Origin of the sequence: Roseovarius sp. CH_XMU1461 (genome assembly GCF_037027165.1) — a bacterium.
Lineage (GTDB): Bacteria > Pseudomonadota > Alphaproteobacteria > Rhodobacterales > Rhodobacteraceae > Roseovarius > Roseovarius nubinhibens.
Map to the genome: position 1 here is coordinate 66,364 of NZ_JAYMDV010000006.1, position 21,891 is coordinate 88,254.

At 64.7% G+C, this 21,891-nt stretch carries 22 protein-coding genes; 12 read left to right on the forward strand and 10 right to left on the reverse strand.

The window, feature by feature from the left end; genetic code table 11:
- The first annotated feature begins 36 nt into the window (after positions 1 to 36).
- The 6 genes from WA237_RS15550 to WA237_RS15575 all read left to right on the forward strand — a co-directional run bounded on the left by WA237_RS15550 (position 37) and on the right by WA237_RS15575 (position 4,431).
- Positions 37 to 567 carry an adenine phosphoribosyltransferase gene (locus tag WA237_RS15550; RefSeq protein ID WP_009812315.1) on the forward strand — a complete coding sequence of 177 codons (531 nt, stop codon included), beginning with the start codon at positions 37 to 39 and terminating at the stop codon, positions 565 to 567.
- Between the two features lie 119 nt (positions 568 to 686).
- Positions 687 to 896 (forward strand): twin transmembrane helix small protein, encoded by a 210-nt coding sequence (locus WA237_RS15555; protein ID WP_009812316.1) that lies wholly within the window; start codon positions 687 to 689, stop codon positions 894 to 896.
- Position 897: 1 nt separating this feature from the next.
- Entirely contained in the window at positions 898 to 1,476 is a 579-nt protein-coding gene (locus WA237_RS15560; RefSeq protein ID WP_336098746.1) for a cob(I)yrinic acid a,c-diamide adenosyltransferase, read from the forward strand.
- Positions 1,477 to 1,678: 202 nt separating this feature from the next.
- Positions 1,679 to 2,437 carry an electron transfer flavoprotein subunit beta/FixA family protein gene (locus WA237_RS15565; RefSeq protein WP_009812318.1) on the forward strand — a complete coding sequence of 253 codons (759 nt, stop codon included), beginning with the start codon at positions 1,679 to 1,681 and terminating at the stop codon, positions 2,435 to 2,437.
- A complete protein-coding gene (locus WA237_RS15570) occupies positions 2,437 to 3,363 on the forward strand; it encodes an electron transfer flavoprotein subunit alpha/FixB family protein (RefSeq protein ID WP_009812319.1) in 927 nt (308 codons plus the stop codon). Before WA237_RS15565 ends, WA237_RS15570 begins: the two co-directional genes overlap by 1 nt.
- 225 nt (positions 3,364 to 3,588) lie before the next feature.
- On the forward strand, positions 3,589 to 4,431 hold the full coding sequence (locus WA237_RS15575; RefSeq protein ID WP_336098748.1) for a hypothetical protein: 843 nt from the start codon (positions 3,589 to 3,591) through the stop codon (positions 4,429 to 4,431).
- Positions 4,432 to 4,492: 61 nt separating this feature from the next.
- Here WA237_RS15575 and WA237_RS15580 read toward each other — a convergent pair whose 3' ends face one another.
- Positions 4,493 to 5,326 carry a DUF6473 family protein gene (locus WA237_RS15580; protein WP_336098749.1) on the reverse strand — a complete coding sequence of 278 codons (834 nt, stop codon included), beginning with the start codon at positions 5,324 to 5,326 and terminating at the stop codon, positions 4,493 to 4,495.
- 161 nt (positions 5,327 to 5,487) lie between these two features.
- Here WA237_RS15580 and WA237_RS15585 point away from each other — a divergent pair, with 161 nt between their 5' ends.
- Positions 5,488 to 6,363 carry a 3-hydroxybutyryl-CoA dehydrogenase gene (locus WA237_RS15585; protein WP_040617758.1) on the forward strand — a complete coding sequence of 292 codons (876 nt, stop codon included), beginning with the start codon at positions 5,488 to 5,490 and terminating at the stop codon, positions 6,361 to 6,363.
- Between the two features lie 8 nt (positions 6,364 to 6,371).
- Here the strand turns inward: WA237_RS15585 and WA237_RS15590 are convergent, their stop codons facing one another.
- From WA237_RS15590 to WA237_RS15600, 3 genes are all read right to left on the reverse strand, one after another.
- Complete coding sequence (locus WA237_RS15590; RefSeq protein ID WP_336098751.1) at positions 6,372 to 7,046, reverse strand: aspartate/glutamate racemase family protein; 675 nt, start codon at positions 7,044 to 7,046, stop codon at positions 6,372 to 6,374.
- A gap of 75 nt (positions 7,047 to 7,121) precedes the next feature.
- The gene (gene hisD, locus WA237_RS15595; protein WP_336098752.1) at positions 7,122 to 8,426 is read right to left on the reverse strand and encodes a histidinol dehydrogenase; all 1,305 of its coding nucleotides are present in this window, start codon (positions 8,424 to 8,426) and stop codon (positions 7,122 to 7,124) included.
- Between the two features lie 136 nt (positions 8,427 to 8,562).
- Entirely contained in the window at positions 8,563 to 9,051 is a 489-nt protein-coding gene (locus WA237_RS15600; protein ID WP_336098753.1) for a low molecular weight protein-tyrosine-phosphatase, read from the reverse strand.
- Positions 9,052 to 9,092: 41 nt separating this feature from the next.
- Between WA237_RS15600 and WA237_RS15605 the strand changes: the two genes are divergently transcribed.
- Entirely contained in the window at positions 9,093 to 9,785 is a 693-nt protein-coding gene (locus WA237_RS15605) for an NAD-dependent deacylase (protein WP_336098754.1), read from the forward strand.
- Between the two features lie 7 nt (positions 9,786 to 9,792).
- Here the strand turns inward: WA237_RS15605 and WA237_RS15610 are convergent, their stop codons facing one another.
- From WA237_RS15610 to WA237_RS15635, 6 genes are all read right to left on the reverse strand, one after another.
- Positions 9,793 to 10,290 (reverse strand): copper chaperone PCu(A)C, encoded by a 498-nt coding sequence (locus WA237_RS15610; protein WP_336098755.1) that lies wholly within the window; start codon positions 10,288 to 10,290, stop codon positions 9,793 to 9,795.
- A gap of 46 nt (positions 10,291 to 10,336) precedes the next feature.
- Positions 10,337 to 10,666 (reverse strand): hypothetical protein, encoded by a 330-nt coding sequence (locus WA237_RS15615; RefSeq protein ID WP_336098756.1) that lies wholly within the window; start codon positions 10,664 to 10,666, stop codon positions 10,337 to 10,339.
- A gap of 178 nt (positions 10,667 to 10,844) precedes the next feature.
- On the reverse strand, positions 10,845 to 11,135 hold the full coding sequence (gene rpmB, locus WA237_RS15620; RefSeq protein WP_009812329.1) for a 50S ribosomal protein L28: 291 nt from the start codon (positions 11,133 to 11,135) through the stop codon (positions 10,845 to 10,847).
- A 251-nt stretch (positions 11,136 to 11,386) separates the two neighbouring features.
- Positions 11,387 to 13,225 carry an ABC transporter ATP-binding protein gene (locus tag WA237_RS15625; RefSeq protein WP_336098758.1) on the reverse strand — a complete coding sequence of 613 codons (1,839 nt, stop codon included), beginning with the start codon at positions 13,223 to 13,225 and terminating at the stop codon, positions 11,387 to 11,389.
- Between the two features lie 262 nt (positions 13,226 to 13,487).
- Positions 13,488 to 14,120, reverse strand: coding sequence for an aminotransferase class IV family protein (locus WA237_RS15630; RefSeq protein WP_336098760.1), 633 nt, complete (start codon positions 14,118 to 14,120; stop codon positions 13,488 to 13,490).
- Positions 14,075 to 15,199, reverse strand: a complete 1,125-nt coding sequence (locus WA237_RS15635) for an aminodeoxychorismate synthase component I (protein ID WP_336098762.1) — start codon at positions 15,197 to 15,199, stop codon at positions 14,075 to 14,077. Before WA237_RS15635 ends, WA237_RS15630 begins: the two co-directional genes overlap by 46 nt.
- A 140-nt stretch (positions 15,200 to 15,339) precedes the next feature.
- Between WA237_RS15635 and carB the strand changes: the two genes are divergently transcribed.
- From carB to WA237_RS15655, 4 genes are all read left to right on the forward strand, one after another.
- Positions 15,340 to 18,681, forward strand: coding sequence for a carbamoyl-phosphate synthase large subunit (carB, locus tag WA237_RS15640; RefSeq protein WP_336098763.1), 3,342 nt, complete (start codon positions 15,340 to 15,342; stop codon positions 18,679 to 18,681).
- 110 nt (positions 18,682 to 18,791) lie between these two features.
- On the forward strand, positions 18,792 to 18,980 hold the full coding sequence (locus tag WA237_RS15645) for a PLDc N-terminal domain-containing protein (protein ID WP_009812334.1): 189 nt from the start codon (positions 18,792 to 18,794) through the stop codon (positions 18,978 to 18,980).
- Positions 18,981 to 19,041: 61 nt separating this feature from the next.
- Positions 19,042 to 19,989, forward strand: a complete 948-nt coding sequence (locus WA237_RS15650; protein ID WP_336098766.1) for a YihY/virulence factor BrkB family protein — start codon at positions 19,042 to 19,044, stop codon at positions 19,987 to 19,989.
- A 278-nt stretch (positions 19,990 to 20,267) separates the two neighbouring features.
- Complete coding sequence (locus tag WA237_RS15655) at positions 20,268 to 21,884, forward strand: phospholipase D family protein (RefSeq protein ID WP_336098767.1); 1,617 nt, start codon at positions 20,268 to 20,270, stop codon at positions 21,882 to 21,884.
- Positions 21,885 to 21,891 lie beyond the last annotated feature (7 nt).

The window sequence follows — 21,891 nt, forward strand, 5'->3', positions numbered from 1 at the left end:
ATGGCGCTCCGACACACGCACTGCTAGAACAGCCTTATGAAAACCGTCAAAGACTATATCCGCACCATCCCGAATTTCCCCCATGAGGGGATCATGTTCCGCGATGTGACCACGCTGTTCGGCGATGGCGCAGGCTTTTCCCTCGCCGTCGATCAGATGGTCGAGGCCGCCCAGGGCCGCGACATCGACAAGGTCGCAGGGCTCGAAGCCCGCGGCTTCATCCTCGGCGGTGCCATAGCGCATCGGCTGGGCTGTGGCTTCGTGCCGATCCGCAAGGCCGGCAAACTCCCCGGCAGCAAGATCTCCGAGGCCTATCTGCTCGAATATGGCGAGGCCGTGGTCGAGATCCACGAAGACGCGATCGAACCCGGCGAACGGGTGCTGCTGGTCGATGACCTGCTGGCCACCGGCGGCACCGCCGAGGCCGGCATCCGCCTCATCGAGCGGCTCGGCGGTCAGGTGGTCGGCTGCAGCTTTGCCGTCGACCTGCCGGAGCTTGGCGGCGCGGCCCGGCTGCGCGCCATGGGGATGGATGTCGACATGCTCTGCGCCTTCGACGGCGCCTGACCAGCGCGCACAGGCCAAAGCCCCGGACCAAACGCCGCAACCGGCACATTTCCGGTTCGGTTTCAGGCGAGTGCCGCCTAGATATCTAGGCAATAACAGATCACGAAAGGAGCCCTCAAATGGCCCAAGATCCCCTCTTCTGGGTGGTGGCAGCCGCCTGTGTCATCGTGCTGGGCATCCTTGTCTTCGGCGTGACAACCTTTGGCCGGGGCGGCGAGTTCAACCGCAAACACGCCAACAAGATCATGCGCTGGCGCATCGCCGCGCAATTCATCGCAGTCCTGCTGATTCTCGGCTTTGTCTGGCTGCGCAGCAGCGGAGGCCAATGACATGGTGGTCCTGAACAAGCTCTACACCCGCACCGGCGACAAGGGCGACACCGCCCTCGGCAATGGCACCCGCGTCGCCAAACATTCGGCCCGCGTCACCGCCTATGGCACGGTCGATGAAACCAACGCCACCGTCGGTCTCGCCCGGATCGAGGCCGAGGCCGACAGCGACATGGATCAGGCCCTCGCCCGCATCCAGAACGATCTCTTCGATCTCGGCGCCGATCTTTGCACCCCCGACATGGACAAGGATGCCGAGGCCGACTACCCGCCGCTGCGGATGAGCGACCAACAGGTGACCCGGCTCGAGGCCGAAATCGACGCGATGACCGCCACGCTCACACCGCTGCGCAGCTTTATCCTGCCCGGCGGCAGCCGCCTCGCGGCCCAGCTCCACCTCTGCCGCACCGTGTCGCGCCGCGCCGAACGGCTCGCCGTGGAACTGGCGGGCGACGAACCGGTGAACCCGGCCGCCGTGAAATACCTCAACCGGCTGAGCGACTGGTTCTTCGCCGCCGCCCGCATGGCCAATGACGAAGGCCGCGCCGACGTGCTCTGGGTGCCCGGCGCCAACCGCTGATCCGCGCCCGCCTGCGGAACAGGCTGGCGGCAATTCGCAACAAAGTTTCCTCAGCGAGGCACGCCGGGCAGCATCGCGACGTCACAGAGCCCAATAATGACGATTTTGGCCTGTTGTCCCCGGTCGCGACTCGGTAAAACCCTGCGAGATAGCTTGCGCCTGACTCGACTGGTCAGGTGTTTTTTCAAGGGAGACCATGCCAATGAAGGTGCTTGTGCCTGTCAAACGCGTGATCGACTATAACGTGAAAGTGCGCGTCAAAGCGGACGGGAGCGGTGTCGATCTTGCCAATGTGAAAATGTCGATGAACCCCTTCGACGAGATTGCCGTCGAAGAGGCGATCCGCCTGAAAGAGGCCGGCAAGGCCGATGAGGTCGTCGCGGTCTCGATCGGTGTCAAGCAGGCGCAGGAAACCCTGCGGACCGCGCTCGCCATGGGGGCCGACCGCGCCATTCTCGTGGTTGCCGCCGACGACGTTCACACCGACATCGAACCGCTGGCCGTGGCCAAGATCCTCGCCAAGGTCGTCGAAGAAGAACAGCCCGGTCTCGTCCTCGCGGGCAAGCAGGCGATCGACAACGACATGAACGCCACCGGTCAGATGCTCTCGGCGCTGCTCGGCTGGAGCCAAGGCACCTTTGCCAGCGGCCTCGACATCGATGGTGACAGCGCGCTCGTCACCCGCGAAGTGGACGGCGGCCTGCAAACGATCAAGGTCAAGATGCCCGCCATCATCACCGTCGATCTGCGCCTCAATGAGCCGCGCTACGCCTCGCTTCCCAACATCATGAAAGCGAAGAAAAAGCCGCTCGACGAGAAAACCGCCGCCGATTACGGCGTCGATGTCAGCCCGCGTCTCGAAATCGTCAAGACCGACGAACCCGAGGCCCGCAAGGCAGGCGAGATTGTGGGCTCGGTCGACGAGCTCGTGGCGAAACTCAAAGAAGTGGGGGCTGTGTAATGGCTGTTCTTCTTCTCGCAGAAGTCACCGATGGTGAACTGGCGCTCGACGCAACCGCAAAGGCCGTCACCGCCGCGAAACAACTGGGCGATGTGACCGCGCTGTGCTGTGGGGCAAATGCCGCCGCCGCCGGTGAAGCCGCCGCCAAGATCGACGGCGTGTCCAAAGTGCTCGTCGCCGAAGATGCCTCGCTCGGTCACCGCCTCGCGGAACCCACCGCGGCGCTGCTGGTCAGCCTCGCAGGCGATTACGAACATATCGTCGCGCCCGCCACCACCGACGCCAAGAACGTGCTGCCCCGCGTGGCCGCTCTGCTCGACGTCATGGTGATCTCGGACGTGTCGGGTGTTGTCGATGGCAACACGTTCGAACGCCCGATCTACGCCGGCAACGCGATCCAGACGGTGAAATCCTCGGACGCGAAAAAAGTCATCTCCTTCCGCACCTCGACCTTCGATGCGGCGGGCGACGGCGGCTCGGCCTCGGTCGAAACCATCTCGGCCGCTGAAAACCCCGGCCTGTCGGAATGGGTCGAAGACAAGGTTGCCGCAAGCGACCGCCCCGAGCTCACCTCGGCAGGCGTCGTCGTCTCGGGCGGCCGTGGCGTCGGCTCCGAAGAAGACTTCAAGATCATCGAAGCCCTCGCCGACAAGCTCGGCGCCGCCGTTGGCGCCTCGCGCGCGGCCGTCGATTCGGGCTATGCCCCGAACGACTGGCAGGTCGGTCAGACCGGCAAGGTCGTGGCACCGGATCTCTACATCGCCGTAGGCATCTCGGGCGCCATCCAGCACCTCGCCGGCATGAAGGACTCGAAGATCATCGTCGCGATCAACAAGGACGAAGAAGCCCCGATCTTCCAGGTCGCCGATTACGGCCTCGTGGCGGACCTCTTCGAAGCCGTCCCCGAGCTGACCTCCAAGCTCTGATCGCTCAGATCTCTGCAAAATCGACAAGGCCCGCCCCCTCGGCGGGCCTTTTTCTTATGGGCTGCCGGTCCCGCACCGGCTCGGCCACTTCTTTCTAATCCCCGCTCACGTCGGGCCCGTCAGAGCGGTTTCTTTACTTTTGCACCACGTCCGGTACGGTCTTACCTTTAGATTTGCCGGTAACGTTTCGCCTTTAGACTTATTTCCGCATGAAGGATTGTAAGAATGGCCAAACCGCAACTGAGAATTCTTGCAACAAGCTCTCTCCTCCTGGCCTTCGGATCCGCCAGCTTCGCTGAGGGTTTGCCGCCAGAGCTTGCACAAAACATGTCGATCTTTCCTGGCTTCAGGGCCATCTATGAAAACGATCCCTCCTTGGCCTCCAAGTCCGAAATCGCGACCGATGCCTTCCACATTCTACAGGCGATCGCGAAACACCCAGCAAGCTGCATTTTTGCGAATGCCGAGGAGGTCCCGTTTTCTGTCACCGTCAAAAAATCAGAGGTGAACAGTTACGGCGTGGAAATGAACAGCGAGACACAGACGCTGACCGGGTCCATCGCCGTCAGACCCGAATTCGTCCCTTGGGTGAAAGCGAACATCAAATTTCTGAACAGCAACCCCCTCTCCGGAGTGCGCAACGGTGTCGACACATTGCTGACGACGCAGGGCTGTGACAGCGAACACATGACCCGTATCGAACAGGGTCTCGCAACGGCCTTCGGCGTCTCGTTATCCGCCAAGCCGACCCCGAAACTGGGCGACGGCAGCTGGGAGACATTCGTGGATAGCTGCTACCCCGCATCGGTTCAGAGCTACATGGAGGCCACGGGCGGCGAAGAGCCGTCCCTGTCGATGATCGTCTACGCCTGTGTTTGTACCGAAGCCGCGTTGCAAGAAATCGGCGATCCCGAGATCTACGCTGACTTCGCAACCGGCGATTACTCAGCCTACGAACAGATCAAGGACGTCTACGACCCCGCCTTCGACCAATGCTTCCGGCAGGGCACGACCCCGGAGATCGAAAAGCGCATAGAGGACTACACGCGCAAACATGGCCTCCTTTAACGCCCTGAACACTCCAGGCCCGCCCCCTCGGCGGGCCTTTTTCATGGCCCACTTGACCCTCTCACGCATTCACCAGTTCTTCGATCACCGGGCCGAACCGCGCCGCCGTCTCCTGATGCACCTGCGGGCCGAGCAGCTCTGACGCCACTGTCGCCTCGAAATCGGAATGCACCATGCCCTGCGCCCCCGCCTGCATGGCCTCGGCGCTCGCCGTCGCGTCCACCACGCTGCGCACCATCGGCATCAGCGCCTTGATCATCCCCCGCGTGACAAAGGCCGGGTCCTCGATCAGATCGGGCATCCCCGCATCGCGCCGCATCTCATGCGCCGAGAGCCACAGCAGAACCACCGGCGCGTTGATCCGCTCGATCAGCAGCCGCATCCGCGCCAGCCACGCCGCCTGCAGCTCATCCCGGACCAACGCAAACCGGTCGAGCGACTGCTCCCGCAACCGGCTCAGCATATGCCGGGTGAAATGAAACTCGGTAAAATCCACCTCATTGAAAATCGCCCGCAGCATCGGCGAGGCCTCGACAAACCGGTCATTGCGCCGCGGATGCACCCGGTAGAACCGGTTGGACATATTCTGCGCCGGCGGCACCTGCAGCACCACCGCCCGTGCCCCCGCCGCCGCGCTGAGCACATCGGGATCATGCAAAAACGCATCGATCCCCGCATTCGGCCAGCCAAAATTGATGCATTTCACCCCGGTCCGCGTCTCGATCAGCGACGGAAACGGCCGCGCGATGAATTTTCCATAGGTCTCCGTCCCACCCAGAAACGCGGCATAGCGGCCGCTCAAACTGCGCCTCGGTCCCCGGAACAGGAGTTTCGACATGCCATAGCGACATGGCATATAGTCAAGCGGGGTTTCCCCCTGGCGTTCATAGGCCATAAGTCCCACCTCTCTTTCACCCATGGGCAGGATTCGCGCAAAGCTGTTGAGAAATGTCTAAAGACGCAATTTGCCGAGAATCTTTCGCACCCTGCGCCCCTTGCGGCCCCCCGCCTCGGGGGCCTATCCTGCGCCCAACTCAAAGATGCGGAGCAAAGTGAATGGACATCCGGAAAATCGGCGTCATCGGAGCAGGACAAATGGGCAATGGCATCGCCCATGTGATGGCGCTGGCGGGCTATGAGGTGCTCTTGACCGACATCAGCCAGGACGCGCTCGACCGCGGGATCGAAACGATCACCGGCAACATGGACCGCCAGGTCAGCCGCGGCAAAGTCAGCGCCGAGGATCGCGACGCCGCCATGGCGCGGATATCGACGACGCTCACCCTCGCCGATCTCGGCGCCACCGATCTGGTGATCGAGGCCGCCACCGAAAAAGAGGCGCTCAAGGCCGCGATTTTCGAGGATCTCGTGCCGCATCTCGCCCCGCATACGATCCTGACGTCGAACACCTCGTCGATCTCCATCACCCGGCTCGCGAGCCGCACCGACCGGCCCGAGAAATTCATGGGGTTCCACTTCATGAACCCGGTCCCCGTGATGCAGCTGGTCGAGCTCATCCGCGGCATCGCCACCGACAAGGAAACCTTTCAGGCTTGTCACGAAGTGGTTGAGAAGCTTGGCAAAACCGCCGCCTCAGCCGAGGATTTCCCGGCCTTCATCGTCAACCGCATCCTGATGCCGATGATCAACGAGGCGGTCTATACGCTCTATGAGGGCGTCGGCAATGTGACCTCGATCGACACCTCGATGAAGCTCGGCACAAACCACCCGATGGGGCCGCTGGAACTGGCCGATTTCATCGGGCTCGACACCTGCCTTGCGATCATGAACGTGCTGCACGATGGGCTGGCGGACACCAAATACCGCCCCTGCCCGCTGCTCACCAAATATGTCGAGGCGGGTTGGCTCGGGCGCAAATCGGGCCGTGGCTTTTATGATTACCGCAGCGGCGAGCCGGTGCCGACCCGCTAGGGCAAAGCTCAGGCGAAGCCGAACTCCGCCACCCCGGCCACCAGACAATCGAGACTGTCGGTCCAGCCCGGCCCGCCCTCCAGCGCGCCGGTCATCAGCGACAGCTCGGTACAGGCCACGAGCCAGTGATCGGCCCCCGCCATCGCATCCGCCAAGCCCCGCAACCGCGGGCCGAGCGGCGCCATCGGTTCGCCCGCCTTCACCGCGCGAATGATCGCCAGCATCTCATCCTCATCCCCGGTCCACACCGGGCTGAGGCCATGGGCCGCGAACACACGGTCAAAGACACCGACCCGCCGCGTCGCGGGCGAGGCCAGCATGCCGATGCGCTTGGCCCCAAGCGCCGCCAGATGCGCGGCGGTCAATTCCAGCATATCGAGAAACGGCAGCCCGCTCGCCTCGCGCACCGCATCGGCATAGTGATGCGCCGTGTTGCAGGGCATGGCCAGCGCCTGCGCGCCCGCCCGCTCGAGATCCTGCGCCATCGCGGCGAGCACCGGACCGGGGTCTTCGCCGCCGCCTTCCAGGAGCGCCTTGATACGGCTCGGCACCTGCGGGTTCTGATGCACGATGAGCGGCAGGTGATCCGCGTCATCCTGGGCCGTCACCGCGCCCAGCACCTTCTGCATGAGAAGGATCGTGGCCTCTGGCCCCATGCCGCCCAAAATACCTACAGATCGCATCGCCTGATCCCCCGAATTATCGCCCATCTTTCGCGGGTTATCGCCCGGAGTTGAGAGCGGCACAAGCCCCGCAGCTCAGGCCTTGGCCGCCTTCGGCGCGCTGGCCTGCACGAGCTTTTCAAGACGGATATCGGCGGCGCGGGCATGGCCCTCCATCCGCTCGGCACGGCTGATCACCGCGCTGACACGCGCCAGATCGGGCAGCGCCTCGGCATCCACCGTCTGCCAGGTCACGGTCTTGAGGAATTTATGCACCGACAGCCCGCCGGTATAGCGCGCCGCCCCCGAGGTCGGCAGCACATGGTTCGGCCCCGAGGCCTTGTCGCCAAAGGTCACCGTGGTCTCTTCACCGAGGAAGAGCGAGCCATAGCTGTGCAGCCGCTTGCGCCACCAATCGAGGTTGCGCGCCTGCACATGCAGATGCTCCGGGCCCTTTTCGTCGGAATATTGCGCCATCTCCTCGCGGTTGTCGCAGACCACCACCTCGGCCAGATCATGCCACGCCTGCCGCGCGGCGCTCTGGTTCGGCTCGGGCAGGCTGTCGATCACGCCGGGCACCGCCTTGATCACCGCCTCGGCCAGCGCCGTATCGGTGGTGGCGAGCCAGACGGGGCTATTCACCCCATGCTCGGCCTGACCGATGAGGTCGATCGCCACGATCTCCGGATCGGCGCTGTCATCGGCAAGCACCAGACTGTCGGTCGGCCCGGCAAACATGTCGATCCCCACCGGACCAAAGAGCTGCCGCTTGGCTTCGGCCACATAGGCATTGCCCGGCCCCACCAGAATATCCGCCTCGGGCGCACCAAAGAGACCAAAGGCCATCGCTGCCACACCCTGCACACCACCGATGCACAGGATGCGCGTCGCCCCTGCCAGATCCATCGTATAGAGCATCTCGTCAGGGATCGGCCCGCCCATGCAGGGCGGCGACACGGCGGTGACATCCTCGACCCCGGCAACCCGTGCAGTGGTGATGCTCATCAGCGCGCTGGCGATATGGGTATAGCGCCCGCCCGGCACATAGCAGCCCGCCGCCGCGACCGGGATTTGCTTCTGCCCGGCGATGAGACCGGGGCGCAGCTCGATTTCCATGTCCTGCGCCGTGGCGCGCTGGGCCTCGGCAAAGCGGCGGATGTTCTCATGCGCCCAGGCAATGTCATCCTTGAGAGATTGCGGCACCCGCGCGATGGCCGCGTCGATCTCGGCCCGGCTCACGGTGATCTCGCCGCTCCAGCCATCGAGCTGGCGGGCATATTCAAGCGCCACCTGCGCGCCCCCGGCCTTGATCCGACCCAGCATGAGCTGCACCGTATCGGCGATGTCGTTGAGCGCCTCCTGAGGCTGCGGCGTGGCGGTCTTGAGATATGTAAGCGGCATGGCAAAACTCCTATCCGCTTTGAAATGCGCCCCTCATCGGCCTTTCGGCAAGGATTTTCCCCCGACCCCCCGTCTCATTTTTCAGCCGCCAAATCCCGCCTTCGAAGAATCCGAAACTGGCCGGGGCCTGTTCGGGTTATCGCGGGTTCTGATCCCGACCCCGATCCGCGCCCTGATCCGGGGCTTCATCGAGGCTCTGACAGAGCCCCCGCACCGCCCGCACGATGAGGTCGAGCGTGCCGTCGAAATCGCCGCTGTAATAGGGGTCCGGCACATGGTCGCGCCCCGCCTCCGGGGCGTAATCCGTCAACCGTCGCAATACCGACGTGTTACCGACGGGTTGCAGACGTTTGATTTCGGCGAGATTTTGGTCATCCATCGCGAGGATCAGATCGAACCGGTCAAAATCCGCCACCACGAATTGCCGCGCCCGGAGCGGCGACAGATCATAGCCCCGCGCCTCTGCGGCGACCTGCATCGGCCCATGCGGCGGCTCGCCCACATGCCAGCCCCCGGTGCCCGCGCTATCGACCGGATGCCCCGGCCTCATCTGGCGAAACACCCCCTCCGCCGCAGGTGACCGGCAGATATTGCCAAGACAGACAAAGAGGATAGGCTGGGACATGAAACATCTCCTTTGCCAATGACTTACAGGAAATCACGCCCATGGAAAAGATCGTCATCCTGACCGGCGCAGGGATCTCCGCCGAGAGCGGCCTCGGCACGTTCCGCGACGAAGGCGGTCTCTGGGCCCAGCACGCCATCGAAGATGTGGCCACCCCCGAAGGCTTTGCCCGCGACCCCGATTTGGTGCACCGATTCTACAACGCCCGCCGCGCCCAAGCCGCCGAGGCCACGCCCAACCCGGCCCATCTCGCCCTCGCCCGCCTCGCCCGCGAGCACCCCGGCGAGGTCACGCTGATCACCCAGAATGTCGACGACCTCCACCACCGCGCCGGCTCCCCCCAGGTCCTCCAGATGCACGGCACGCTCATGGGCGCCCTCTGCGCCGCCTGCGACCATCGCTGGCCCGCGCCGCTGGTGATGCAGCCCGCCGATCGCTGCCCCGCCTGCGCGGCCCCCGCCACCCGGCCCGATGTGGTCTGGTTCGGCGAAATCCCCTATGGGGCCGAGGTGATCGACCCCGCATTGAACGGGGCCGATCTCTTTGTCTCCATCGGCACATCCGGTCAGGTCTACCCCGCCGCCGCCTATGCCCAGCATTGCCGCCGCCTCGGCGCGCGCACGGTCGAGCTCAACCTAGAACCCTTTGAAAACGCCCGCGATTTCGACGAGGCCCACTATGGCCCGGCCAGCAAGATCGTGCCTGAGTTTGTCGAGACCCTGCTGGCCGGCTGAGGCATGATCACTCCTTCGTGCCGTGCCCGGAATGATCGGAATGACCGGCACGGCCCGAATGATCATGGCCGCCCATCTCGCTGCGCTGCAGGTCCACCGGCACCTCGATCACGACATCGCCGGCCTGCTCAAAGGTCAGCGTCAGAGGCACGCTCTCGCCCTCGCGAAAGGGCTGGGTCAGCCCCATGAACATCACATGTTTGCCGCCCCGCTCGAGCGTCAGAACACCCTCCTCGGGCAGCTCAAACCCGTCTTCGCTATGGCGCATCTGCAGGACGCCATCGCCCGCATCCACATGATCATGCAGCTGCACCAGCTTGGCCGCAGGCGACGCGACGGACAGAAGCCGATCCGCCGCCCCGTGATTCTCGATGACCAGAAACGCCGCTCCGGTCTTGGCCACCGGCGAGGCGCTGCGCGCATAGGCATCGGTGATTTCGATCTCCCCCGCCAACGCGGGCGACGCCACCAGCAGGGCTGCGGCAAAAAACGCTTTGAAAGACATGAGGTCTCTCCTTCAACTCTATGGGAATTTTGAATTTATCTTGGGGTCAGGCGCGCGCCACAGGCGGCCCCCGCGCCACCGGCGCAAACCCCAGATCGACATAGCCCTGCGCCACCGGCAGCGCATAGGCCCGGTCCCGCGACGCCCCCGGCGCGACCATCGCCAGCGCCCCGGGCAGCACCGCCAGCCCCGCCACCATGACGCAATCGTCACAGGGCAGATGCGCGCGGTCGTCGCCCGGCATCGGCACGCTCCCCTCGCCACCGCAGAGCACCATGACCACATCCGTCATGCCACCGCCCCGCGCGAGGCTGGTGATCTGCCCCGCCAAAAGCAGGCTCAGCACCAGAAGGTAAGAGATCGCAAACCGTATCATCGCGGTCAATCTAGCGCCGCGCACGCCGTCTCGCCAGTGATAGCCACGGCCCTGCGGCAAATGGCCTGCGCAAGGGCGCGACAGGATGAACACCGGCCCCTAACGCCCCGCCACAACAGGAAAAACAGCCCCGCCGCATCCGGCAGGGCTGTTCAATCTTGCGAAACGCTCAGGCGTCTCAGGCGTTCGCAGCCTGGGCCTTGGCAATCTCTTTCTTGACCTTCAGCGCGGTGGTCGAGAGCTCGCTATCCTTGGCTTTCGCCAGGAAGGCGTCCAGACCGCCACGGTGATCGACCGAGCGCAGGGCGTGGGCCGAGATCCGCAGCTTGATGCCACGGCTCAGGGTTTCCGACTGCAGCGTCACGTCGTTCAGGTTCGGCAGATACCGACGTCTGGTTTTGTTATTGGCATGGCTGGAATTGTTGCCAACCATCGGGCCTTTTCCGGTCAGTTCGCAGCGGCGCGACATGGGATCATCCTCGTAGCTTGTCCAGCAGGCCACCGCCCGCCGAAATATGAAGCGGGCACCGCCACAGGCAGCGCCCCGAATTCCGTTCGCGGGTGATTAGGCGGAATCGCCCCCCCCGTCAAGTCCCGCACCCCCGGTTTCCCGGCAGGTAACAGGATTTTAACACGCAAATCGCCGGATGGGCGGGGATTTGCGTGCAAAACCCCGCCCGACCCGCGCGGCGGATACTCAGGGGGCTCACGTCGCCCGCCTCACTCCGCGCCCAGAAACCCGCCCGATTGCCGCGCCCAGAGATCGGCATAGATGCCGCCCCGCGCCAACAGACCATCATGGCTCCCCTCCTCGACGATGCGGCCCGCGTCCATCACCACGATCCGGTCGAGCTGGGCAATGGTTGACAGCCGGTGCGCGATGGCAATCACCGTCTTGCCCTCCATCATCCCAAAGAGCGTGTCCTGTATCGCCGCCTCGACCTCGGAATCGAGGGCCGAGGTCGCCTCGTCCAGCACCAATATCGGCGCATCCTTGAGGATCACCCGCGCAATCGCCACCCGCTGCCGCTGCCCGCCAGAGAGCTTGACCCCCCGCTCGCCCACATGCGCGCCATAGCCGCTGCGCCCCGCCGAATCGCGCAGCCCTTTGATAAAGCCATGCGCCTCGGCCTTCTCGGCGGCGGTGACCATCTCGGCCTCATTCGCCTCGGGCCGCCCGATGAGGATATTGGCCCGGATCGAACGATGCAGAAGGGAATTGTCCTGGCTCACCATGCCGATCGCCCCGCGCAGCGAGGATTGGCTGATCTGACGCAAATCCTGCCCGTCGATGAGGATCTGCCCCGCCTCCGGGTCGCGGAACCGCAACAAGAGGTTCACAAGGCTCGACTTGCCCGCCCCCGAACGCCCGACCAGACCGACCTTCTCGCCCGGCCGCACCACGAGGTTGACCCCGTCGAGCCCGCCGCGCCCTTTGCCATAGTGATGGCTCACGCCGCGAAACTCGATCCCCGCCTCACGCAGCGCCAGCGCCGGGGCCTTGGGCGCATCGCGCACCTCATGCTCCACCGCCAGCGACCGCAGCGCCTCGCGGATGACACCCGCATGTTCGAACATGCGGATCACCACCCACATGATCCAGCCGCTCATCCCGTTGAGCCGCAACGTGAGCGCCGCCGCCGCCGACACTTCGCCCACCGACACGATACCGACGGACCACAGCCACAATGCAGGCCCCACCACCCCGATGAGCAACAGCCCGTTCAGCACCGCGAGCCCAAGACCCAATTCGGTCATCAACCGCAGGAATCGCTGGAACCGCAGCCGAAGCCGCCGCATCGCGCTCTGGACATAGCGTTCCTCGGCCCCGTCCCGGGCAAAGAGCTTGATCGTCTCGATATTGGCATAGGCATCGACCACCCGCGCCGTCACCATCGACCGCGCATCCGACCATTTCTCCGAGGCCACCGCCACCCGCCGCGCGATATGGCGCACATAGAGCCCATAAAGCAGCACCCAGAGCACCAAGGGCACCGCCAGCCAGGGGTTCACCCCGCCAAGGATCACCGCCGCGCTGAGCACATAGCTCAGCGCGTACCAGATGCCTTCGAAGAACATGTAGGTGCCGTCTTCTACGGCCTCGCCCGCCTGCATCACCCGATTGGTGAGCCGCCCGGCGAATTCGTTCTGGAAATAGCCGCTCGACTGCCCCAAGAGATGCTGATGCGCGCGCCAGCGCACCTGTTCCTGCATATTCGAGGCCAGCATCTGCTCAAGCAGAAGATGTTGCAGCGTGATCATCAAGGGCCGCGCCAGAAGGATCACCAGCACCGCCAGCCCGAGCTCGGCCCCGTGCCGCGACCAAAAGCCCTCGGGCCCGCCTGCGGAAATCAGGTCGATGACCCGGCCAGAGTAAAAGATGAGCCCGGTCTCGATGAGCGCCACAACGATGCCGGTCAAGGCAAGACAGGCCATCCAGCGATAGAACGGCCCATAATGAGAGGTGAGATAAGCCCAGAGCGAGGCCGGCGGCGTCGCCTTGGACGCGGGCGCAAAGGGATCAACGAGGGTTTCGAAAAGTCGGTAAAAACGGGACATGACGGATAATATCCAAGAGGGTAGTCAGGAAGGGCGATGTATCGGCATGCGCGGCCCTCAGGCCCATCGCGCAAGACGGACTCCGGGCGGCATCAGCCGTGGGTAAACCAGAGTCCTCTATACATCGCGTATCCCCCATCCTCGTTTGGGCGTCATGTGGATGAGGCTAAGACTAGCCCGCCGCGCGCCCCCTGTCACCGGTTTTGATCACCTGCGCGCCGCGCGTGGCCTTGGCGCTACACCAATGCACGACATCAGTGCGCTAAACCAACCGCGCCTTGATCAGCCCGCGTAGGTCATTGCCGACAAAGAACCCGTCGCTCAGATCGTCCGGCATGATCCGCGCCTCGCGCGCCCGCCCCTCCTCGATCAATCTCTCGCGCAGGATACCGGGCAACAGCCCCTCTGCCTGCGGCGGGGTGAGCAGCACGCCGCCGCGCGGCACGAAAAGATTGGTGATCGTCCCTTCACAAACCGCGCCCGCCTCATTGCAAAAGAGCATCTCGTCGATCCAGCCCGGCAGATCCGCCCGTGCCTGATCATAGAGCGCCCGCCGCGTCGTCTTGTGCTGCAACCACGGATCGTCCGACGCAAGCCGCGTCTCCGCCAGCCCCACCCGCCAGACCGTGCCCTCGGGCAGCGGTACATAAGGCGCGCAGGTCAGCTCGGCCCGCCCCGCCGCATCCACCGTCAGCCGCAGCCGCAAGGGCGCCTCGCCCACAACCCCGGCCAGTGCCTCGCGGGCGCCCTCGACCTCGATGCCGAACGCCCGCGCCGACCGGGCCAGCCGCGCCAGATGACGCGCGGCCTCCCGCGCGCCCTGCCCCGGCTCCCAGCGCAGCGTTTCGATCAGTCGGAACCCGGGATCATCCGGCGGGCAAAGCGGGCTTTCCACAGCGCCTCCTCATATTCTCCATCGGCGGTGCTGTCATAGACGAGCCCGCCGCCCACGTTGAACCGCACCTGCCCGTCGTCGAGCATCAAGGTGCGGATCGCCACGTTGAACTCTGACCGCCCATCCGGCGCGGCCCAGCCGATCGTGCCGCAATAGATGTCGCGCGGCCAAGGCTCGAGCTCGCGCAGCACTTCCATCGCCCGCAGCTTGGGCGCGCCGGTGATCGACCCACAGGGGAAAAGCGCCGCGAAGATCTCGGCAAGCCCCGTCCCCGGCACCATCTGCCCCGTCACCAGCGAGGTCATTTGATGCACCGTCTCATAGCTCTCAATGGTAAAGAGCTCCGGCACCCGCACCGACCCGGGCAGGCTCACCCGGCTCAGGTCATTGCGCAAGAGATCGACGATCATCAGGTTCTCGGCCCGGTTCTTCTCATCCGACTGTAGAAAGAACCGCGCGCGCGCATCCTCGGCCGGGTCGTCGCTGCGCGGCTGGGTGCCCTTCATCGGCCGCGTCTCGATATGGCCCGCCGCATCGGTGCGAAAGAAGAGCTCGGGCGACCGCGACAGGATCGCCGGCTGCCCCGCCGCCTCGATGAGCGCGCCGAACCGCACCGGCTGCACCTCGGCCAGCGCCGCATAGAGCGCCTCCGCCTTGCCCTGCGCCCGCATATCAATCGGAAAGGTCAGGTTCGCCTGATAGAAATCGCCCGCACAGATATAATTATGCACCACTTGAAACGCCGCCGCATAGTCTGTCTCGGACCAGCGCGGCGCAAACTTGGCAAGCGCGGCGGGCCCGGACACCAGCGGTGCCGCCTCTTCAGGCGCGTCATAGACCCCGAACCGCAGCAGCGGCAGCGCGCGGCCCTCGGGCATCAACGGCGCCAGCCGCGGCTCGAGCGCATAGCCCAGCTCATAGCTCGCATAGCCCGCGATCCACGCGCCCGCCGCCCGCGCCGCATCGAGCGCGGCCAGCGCCTCGGGCACCTCGTCCGGCTGATGGGCCACAATCTCGTGCCGCGCGGCGTCAAACCGGCACGCCGCACCCTCCGGCCCGTGATCAAAGCGAATCTGCACCATCCATCCCCTGTTCCGGTGATCGGGGCTATGTAAACGCTCGCTCCCTGCTTGGCACCCTCAAAACCACACCACGCCCCCTTGCGCCGAGACGCGCGACAGCTATAACGCCACCAATTTGCGCTGCTCCGGGGAATGACATGCCAAAAAGAACCGATATCTCGTCCATCATGATCATCGGGGCCGGCCCCATCGTCATCGGGCAGGCCTGCGAGTTCGATTATTCCGGCGCTCAGGCCTGCAAGGCCCTGCGCGAAGAGGGCTACCGGGTCATCCTGGTGAACTCCAACCCGGCCACGATCATGACCGATCCCGAACTGGCCGACGCCACCTATATCGAACCGATCACCCCCGAGATCGTCGCCAAGATCATCGAGAAGGAACGCCCCGACGCCCTCCTGCCGACGATGGGCGGTCAGACCGGGCTCAACACCGCGCTGGCGGTGGCCGATATGGGCGTGCTCGAGAAATTCGGCGTCGAGCTGATCGGCGCCAACCGCGAAGCCATTGAAATGGCCGAAGATCGCAAGCTCTTCCGCGAAGCGATGGACCGTCTCGGCATCGAAAACCCCCGCGCCACCATCGTCACCGCCCCCAAGAAAGAGAACGGCAATGCCGATCTCGACGCCGGTGTGCAGATCGCGCTCGAGGCGCTCGAAGACATCGGCCTGCCCGCCATCATCCGCCCCGCCTTTACCCTCGGCGGCACCGGCGGCGGCGTCGCTTACAACCGCGACGACTATATCCATTACTGCCGCACCGGCATGGATGCCTCGCCGGTCAACCAGATTCTCGTCGACGAGAGCCTGCTGGGCTGGAAAGAGTTCGAGATGGAGGTCGTCCGCGACAAGGCCGACAACGCTATCATCGTCTGCTCGATCGAGAACGTCGATCCGATGGGCGTGCACACCGGTGATTCTATCACCGTGGCCCCGGCGCTCACCCTGACCGACAAAGAATATCAGATCATGCGCACCCACTCGATCAACGTGCTGCGCGAGATCGGCGTAGAAACCGGCGGCTCGAACGTGCAATGGGCGGTGAACCCCGTCGATGGCCGCATGGTCGTGATCGAAATGAACCCGCGCGTGTCGCGCTCTTCGGCGCTGGCATCCAAGGCCACCGGTTTCCCGATTGCCAAGATCGCCGCGAAACTCGCCGTGGGCTACACGCTCGACGAGCTCGACAATGACATCACCAAGGTCACCCCGGCGAGCTTTGAGCCGACCATCGACTATGTGGTCACCAAGATCCCGCGCTTTGCGTTTGAGAAATTCCCCGGCTCCGAGCCGCTCTTGACCACCGCGATGAAATCGGTGGGCGAAGCCATGGCCATCGGCCGCACCATCCACGAGAGCCTGCAAAAGGCGCTGGCCTCGATGGAAACCGGGCTCACCGGGTTCGACGAGGTCGAGATCGAAGGCGCAGGCCCCACCGAGGCCGGCAAGGCAGCCGTCATCAAGGCGATCAGCCGTCAGACGCCGGACCGGATGCGCACCATCGCCCAGGCGATGCGCGAAGGGCTGAGCAATGACGAAATTCAGGCCGTCACCTCCTTTGATCCGTGGTTCCTCGAGCGTATCCGCGAAATCGTCGAGGCCGAGGCCGAGATCCGCGCCAATGGCCTGCCGAGCGACGAACACGGGCTGCGCGCGGTCAAGATGCTGGGCTTTACCGATGCCCGGCTCGCCATCCTGACCGGCAAGACCGAAACCGAAGTCCGCGCCGCCCGCCGCGCCGCAGGCGTCACCGCCGTCTTCAAACGCATCGACACCTGCGCCGCCGAATTCGAGGCCCAGACCCCCTATATGTACTCCACCTATGAAAGCCCGGTGATGGGCGAGGTGGAATGCGAGGCCCGCCCCTCCGACCGCAAGAAGGTGGTCATTCTCGGCGGCGGCCCGAACCGGATCGGTCAGGGGATCGAATTCGACTATTGCTGCTGTCACGCCTGTTTCGCCCTGTCGGACACCGGCTATGAAACCATCATGGTCAACTGCAACCCGGAAACCGTCTCGACGGATTATGACACGTCGGACCGGCTCTATTTCGAACCGCTGACCTTTGAACATGTGATGGAAATCCTGAGCACCGAACAGCAAAACGGCACGCTGCATGGCGTCATCGTTCAGTTCGGCGGCCAGACGCCGCTCAAGCTCGCCAATGCGCTCGAAGCCGAAGGCATCCCGATCCTCGGCACCACGCCCGACGCGATCGACCTCGCCGAAGACCGCGAACGGTTCCAGGATCTGGTCAACCGTCTCGGCCTCAAACAGCCGCATAACGGCATCGCCCATTCCGACGCCGAAGCGCTTGCCATTGCAGATGAAATCGGCTTCCCGCTGGTGATCCGCCCGTCCTATGTTCTGGGTGGCCGCGCCATGGAAATCGTCCGCGACATGGCCCAGCTCGAACGCTACATCGCCGAGGCGGTGGTGGTCTCGGGCGACAGCCCGGTGCTGCTCGATGGCTATCTCTCGGGCGCCATCGAATGCGATGTCGACGCGATCTGTGACGGCAAGGACGTGCATGTCGCGGGCATCATGCAGCATATCGAAGAGGCGGGCGTCCACTCGGGCGACAGCGCCTGTTCGCTGCCCCCCTACTCGCTGTCGCAAGACATCATCACCCGGATCGAGGAACAGACCCGCGCGCTGGCGCTGGCGCTGAACGTGGTCGGGCTGATGAACGTGCAATTCGCGGTCAAGGGCGATGACATCTATCTGATCGAGGTCAACCCGCGCGCCTCGCGCACCGTGCCCTTCGTGGCCAAGGCCACCGACAGCGCCATCGCCTCCATCGCCGCGCGCGTCATGGCGGGCGAGCCGCTGTCGAACTTTGCCCATCGTGGCAGCTATGCCAAGGACGCCAAGCCCGGCACCGTGCCGATGGCCGATCCGCTCACCCTCGCCGATCCGGCGATGCCGTGGTTCTCGGTCAAGGAGGCGGTCATGCCCTTCGCCCGCTTCCCCGGCGTCGATACGATCCTCGGCCCGGAAATGCGCTCGACCGGCGAAGTCATGGGCTGGGATCGCTCCTTTGCCCGTGCCTTCCTCAAGGCACAGCTCGGCGCGGGCACCATCCTGCCCACCGAAGGCCGCGTCTTCCTGTCGATCAAGGATGCCGACAAGACCCCGGCCATGGCCGACACCGCCCGCACCCTGATCGATCTCGGCTTCGAAATCGTGGCAACCCGTGGCTCGGCCGCTTTCCTCACGGAAAACGGCATCGCCTGCGAGGTGGTCAACAAGGTCTATGAGGGCCGGCCCAATATCGTCGACATGCTCAAGGACGGTGGCATCCATCTGGTGATCAACACGACCGAAGGCACCCAGTCGGTCGAGGACAGCCGCGAGATCCGCTCGGTCGCGCTCTATGACAAGCTGCCCTATTTCACCACCGCCGCCGGTGCCCATGCCGCGGCCCAGGCGATGCAGGCCCGCCTCGAAGGCGATTTGGACGTTCTGCCGCTTCAGGGTTAAGATCACCTGACAACACGCTGACCGGCGCGGGGAACTTTTCCTCCCCGCCCCGGTTGAGAGGTTGCGCAAACGCCCGTTTGCGTGTCCTCTTGGTGTAGAAAGGTAAGATCATGACGGAACTCAGCGGAATTGGCGGCTTTATTCTTCTGGTGCTCGACATCTGGGCCATTGTGTCGATCATCGGCTCTGGCGCGTCCACCGGCAAGAAAGTGCTCTGGGTGGTTCTCGTGGTCCTGCTGCCGCTGCTGGGCTTCCTGATCTGGCTGCTCGCCGGCCCGAAATCCGCAGCCGCCGCCTGACATGGCGATACTGCGACCCCGTACCCCCACCGGTTTCCCACTGCGCGCCTGGGGGCGCAGCATGGGGCGGGTATTTGGCGGCATCGATCGGCTCAACATCGGGCTGATCTCCGCCGGGGTCGCCTTCTATGCGCTGCTGTCGCTCTTCCCGGCGGTCACCGCCATGGTGGCGATCTGGGGCTTTGCCGGTGACCCGAGCAAGCTCTTGTCGCAGTTTGACGTGGCCCGGCAGTTCATGCCCGAAGAAGCCTATCTCTTGGTGCAGGAACAGATCACCGCGCTCATCGTGGCCGACAACACGACGCTGCAATGGACCACGGTGATCTCGCTCACCCTGTCGATCTGGTCGGCCAAGAACGCCACGGCGGCGCTCATTCGCGGGCTGAACTCGATCTACCGCGAAGACCACCGCAAGAACCCGTTGAAACGTTATGGCGTGGCCGTGGCCCTCACCATCGTGATGATCGCCGCCGCGCTGGTGGCCTTTGCGCTGGTCATCGCCCTGCCCGTGGCGCTGGCCTTCCTCAACCTCGGGATCAAGGTCGAGATGTTCGTCTCCGCCGCGAAATGGGCGATCCTGATGGGGGTGGTGCTCTTGTGTTTCGGGCTGCTCTACCGCTATGGCCCGAACCGGCGCGGCGCGACGGTGTCATGGCTCTCACCGGGCGCACTCTTTGCGCTGGCGACCTGGGCCGCGGGCTCTATCGCCTTTTCCACCTACCTGCGCAATTTCGGCTCGTTCAACGAGGTCTACGGCTCGCTCGGGGCGCTGGTGGCGCTTCTCTTCTGGTTCTACATCAGCGCCTATGTCGTGCTCATCGGCGCGCTGATCAACGCCGAGCTCGAGCTTGAAACCGCCGCCGACACCACTGTCGGCCCGCCCCGCCCGCCGGGCGATCGCGACGCCTATGTCTCGGACCATCAGGTGAGCGAAGACGGCCATCTGCGCCGCGCCCCGGACGAGGGTGCCGAGGCTGAAAGCGCGCCAGACCCGGCCGCCAAAGCCTGATCCTGCCGCGCCGCAGTCTCCGCGAAAAAAATTCACCACCACGCGGAACCCGACCGCCGCCGCCGGGTTATCCCAACAAGACCGAGAGAAACCTCCCTCGTCCCAGGCACATGCAACGTCCTGTCCCTTACCCTGCATGTGCCAAACCATCCGATTGTCCCTCGGATGTCAGCCCCCGTCACCTCGCTGGCGGGGGCTGAGTTTTCGATAGCCCGCACGGAAGGGCTTGATAAATATCCGCCGATGCAGACACTCAACCGCAGTGAAAGGTTACGCGCGTGGCACAGGCAGACATCTCGCGGCACGACGACGCCCCACGGGCCGAAGAGGGTCACGCGGGGACCGGCCACGCCATCGACACGCTCAAGGTCTGCATCACCGCCGAAGAGGCCTACCCGGCGCTCGAACGCGCCTTCCTCGACGCCAGCGACACCGTCACCTGCAGCTTCCGCATCTTTGACCTGCGCACCAAGCTGCACTCCCCCGAGGCCCGTAAGATCGGCGAGAGCTGGTTCGATCTCTTTGTCCATTGCCTCGACCGGGGCGTGAGGATCCGGCTGATCATCACCGATTTCGATCCCGTCGCCGCCCCCGACCTGCACCGCAAGACCTGCCGCACCCGGCGTCAGGTCTGCGCCGTGCGCGAACTGGCCCAGCCCGGCTGCGATCTGACCTTCACCGCCTCACTACATGACGCCAAGGTCGGACCGCTGCCCTGCCTCTTCTTTCGCCCGCTGATCAACCGCAAACTGCGCGAGATCCGCGACAGCTGGGCCAAGCTGCCGAGCGACAGCCGCGCGCCCTTCCTCGCCGAAATGCCGCGCCTTGTCGGCATCGCCGAACCCTGCGCCGAGACCGACACGCTCAAGACCTACCCGTCGCGCGTCACGCTCTTTCCAGCCACTCACCATCAGAAGATGGCGGTCTTTGACGATCGCCTCCTGTCGGTGGGCGGGCTCGATGTGAACGACCGGCGCTATGACACGAAACGCCACGACCGCCCCGCCGCGCGCACCTGGCATGATGTGCAGGTGTTTTGCACCGGCCCGGTGGTCGCCGCCGCCCGCGCCCATCTCGACAGCTTTCTCGACGTGACCGCAGGCCGCGCCGCCCCGCCCGAGATCAACCCCGCCTTCCTGCGCACCCTGTCGCGCCCGCGCAGCCGCAACTTCGCGCGGGTCTCGCCGATGAACGTCTGCGACGAGCTGCGTCAGACCCACCTGAGCGAAATCGACCGCTCTGAGCGGCTGATCTATCTCGAGACGCAATTCCTGCGCCATGTGCCGCTGGCCCGGGCCCTCGCCCGCCGCGCCCGCGACTGCCCGGGGCTGAAACTCATCCTGATCCTGCCCGCCGCCCCCGAAGACGTGGCCTTTGACCCGCATTACGGGCTCGACGCGCGCTATGGCGAACATCTGCAACTGCGCTGCCTGACGATGATCACCCGCGCCTTTGGGCCGGATCGGCTCATCGTGTCCTCGCCCGTGCAACCGCGCCGCCGCGAAAGCGACGGGCGCGACACGCTGCATGACGCGCCGCTGATCTATGTCCATTCCAAGGTCTCGATCTTTGATGATCGCGCCGCGGTCCTGTCCTCGGCCAATCTCAACGGGCGCAGCCTGTGCTGGGACACCGAGGCGGGCGTCCATATCACCCGCCCCGAGCAGATCGACCAGCTGCGCCGCCGCTGCATGGGCCATTGGCTTCCCGACGCGCTCGAGGGGCGCAAATCCTACCTCGCCCCCGACACCGCCTTTGATCTCTGGCAACGGCTCATCAACGACAATTCGACCCTGCCGCCCCATGCGCGCAGCGGCTTTCTGGTGCGCTACGATTCCGATGCCGCCCGCGAGGCGGCCCAGCCCTTGCCCGGGTTTTCAGAAGAAATCGTCTGACGCACGA

Excerpts from the sequence above, each read along its gene's own strand:
- WA237_RS15575 (WP_336098748.1), top strand. The coding sequence starts at position 3,589 with ATGGCCAAACCGCAACTGAGAATTCTTGCAACAAGCTCTCTCCTCCTG.
- WA237_RS15570 (WP_009812319.1), top strand. The coding sequence starts at position 2,437 with ATGGCTGTTCTTCTTCTCGCAGAAGTCACCGATGGTGAACTGGCGCTC.
- WA237_RS15610 (WP_336098755.1), bottom strand. The coding sequence starts at position 10,290 with ATGTCTTTCAAAGCGTTTTTTGCCGCAGCCCTGCTGGTGGCGTCGCCC.
- WA237_RS15590 (WP_336098751.1), bottom strand. The coding sequence starts at position 7,046 with ATGCGATCTGTAGGTATTTTGGGCGGCATGGGGCCAGAGGCCACGATC.
- WA237_RS15585 (WP_040617758.1), top strand. The coding sequence starts at position 5,488 with ATGGACATCCGGAAAATCGGCGTCATCGGAGCAGGACAAATGGGCAAT.
- WA237_RS15580 (WP_336098749.1), bottom strand. The coding sequence starts at position 5,326 with ATGGCCTATGAACGCCAGGGGGAAACCCCGCTTGACTATATGCCATGT.
- WA237_RS15615 (WP_336098756.1), bottom strand. The coding sequence starts at position 10,666 with ATGATACGGTTTGCGATCTCTTACCTTCTGGTGCTGAGCCTGCTTTTG.
- WA237_RS15560 (WP_336098746.1), top strand. The coding sequence starts at position 898 with ATGGTGGTCCTGAACAAGCTCTACACCCGCACCGGCGACAAGGGCGAC.
- WA237_RS15600 (WP_336098753.1), bottom strand. The coding sequence starts at position 9,051 with ATGTCCCAGCCTATCCTCTTTGTCTGTCTTGGCAATATCTGCCGGTCA.
- WA237_RS15565 (WP_009812318.1), top strand. The coding sequence starts at position 1,679 with ATGAAGGTGCTTGTGCCTGTCAAACGCGTGATCGACTATAACGTGAAA.
- WA237_RS15550 (WP_009812315.1), top strand. The coding sequence starts at position 37 with ATGAAAACCGTCAAAGACTATATCCGCACCATCCCGAATTTCCCCCAT.
- rpmB (WP_009812329.1), bottom strand. The coding sequence starts at position 11,135 with ATGTCGCGCCGCTGCGAACTGACCGGAAAAGGCCCGATGGTTGGCAAC.
- WA237_RS15555 (WP_009812316.1), top strand. The coding sequence starts at position 687 with ATGGCCCAAGATCCCCTCTTCTGGGTGGTGGCAGCCGCCTGTGTCATC.
- hisD (WP_336098752.1), bottom strand. The coding sequence starts at position 8,426 with ATGCCGCTTACATATCTCAAGACCGCCACGCCGCAGCCTCAGGAGGCG.
- WA237_RS15625 (WP_336098758.1), bottom strand. The coding sequence starts at position 13,225 with ATGTCCCGTTTTTACCGACTTTTCGAAACCCTCGTTGATCCCTTTGCG.
- WA237_RS15645 (WP_009812334.1), top strand. The coding sequence starts at position 18,792 with ATGACGGAACTCAGCGGAATTGGCGGCTTTATTCTTCTGGTGCTCGAC.
- WA237_RS15605 (WP_336098754.1), top strand. The coding sequence starts at position 9,093 with ATGGAAAAGATCGTCATCCTGACCGGCGCAGGGATCTCCGCCGAGAGC.
- carB (WP_336098763.1), top strand. The coding sequence starts at position 15,340 with ATGCCAAAAAGAACCGATATCTCGTCCATCATGATCATCGGGGCCGGC.
- WA237_RS15650 (WP_336098766.1), top strand. The coding sequence starts at position 19,042 with ATGGGGCGGGTATTTGGCGGCATCGATCGGCTCAACATCGGGCTGATC.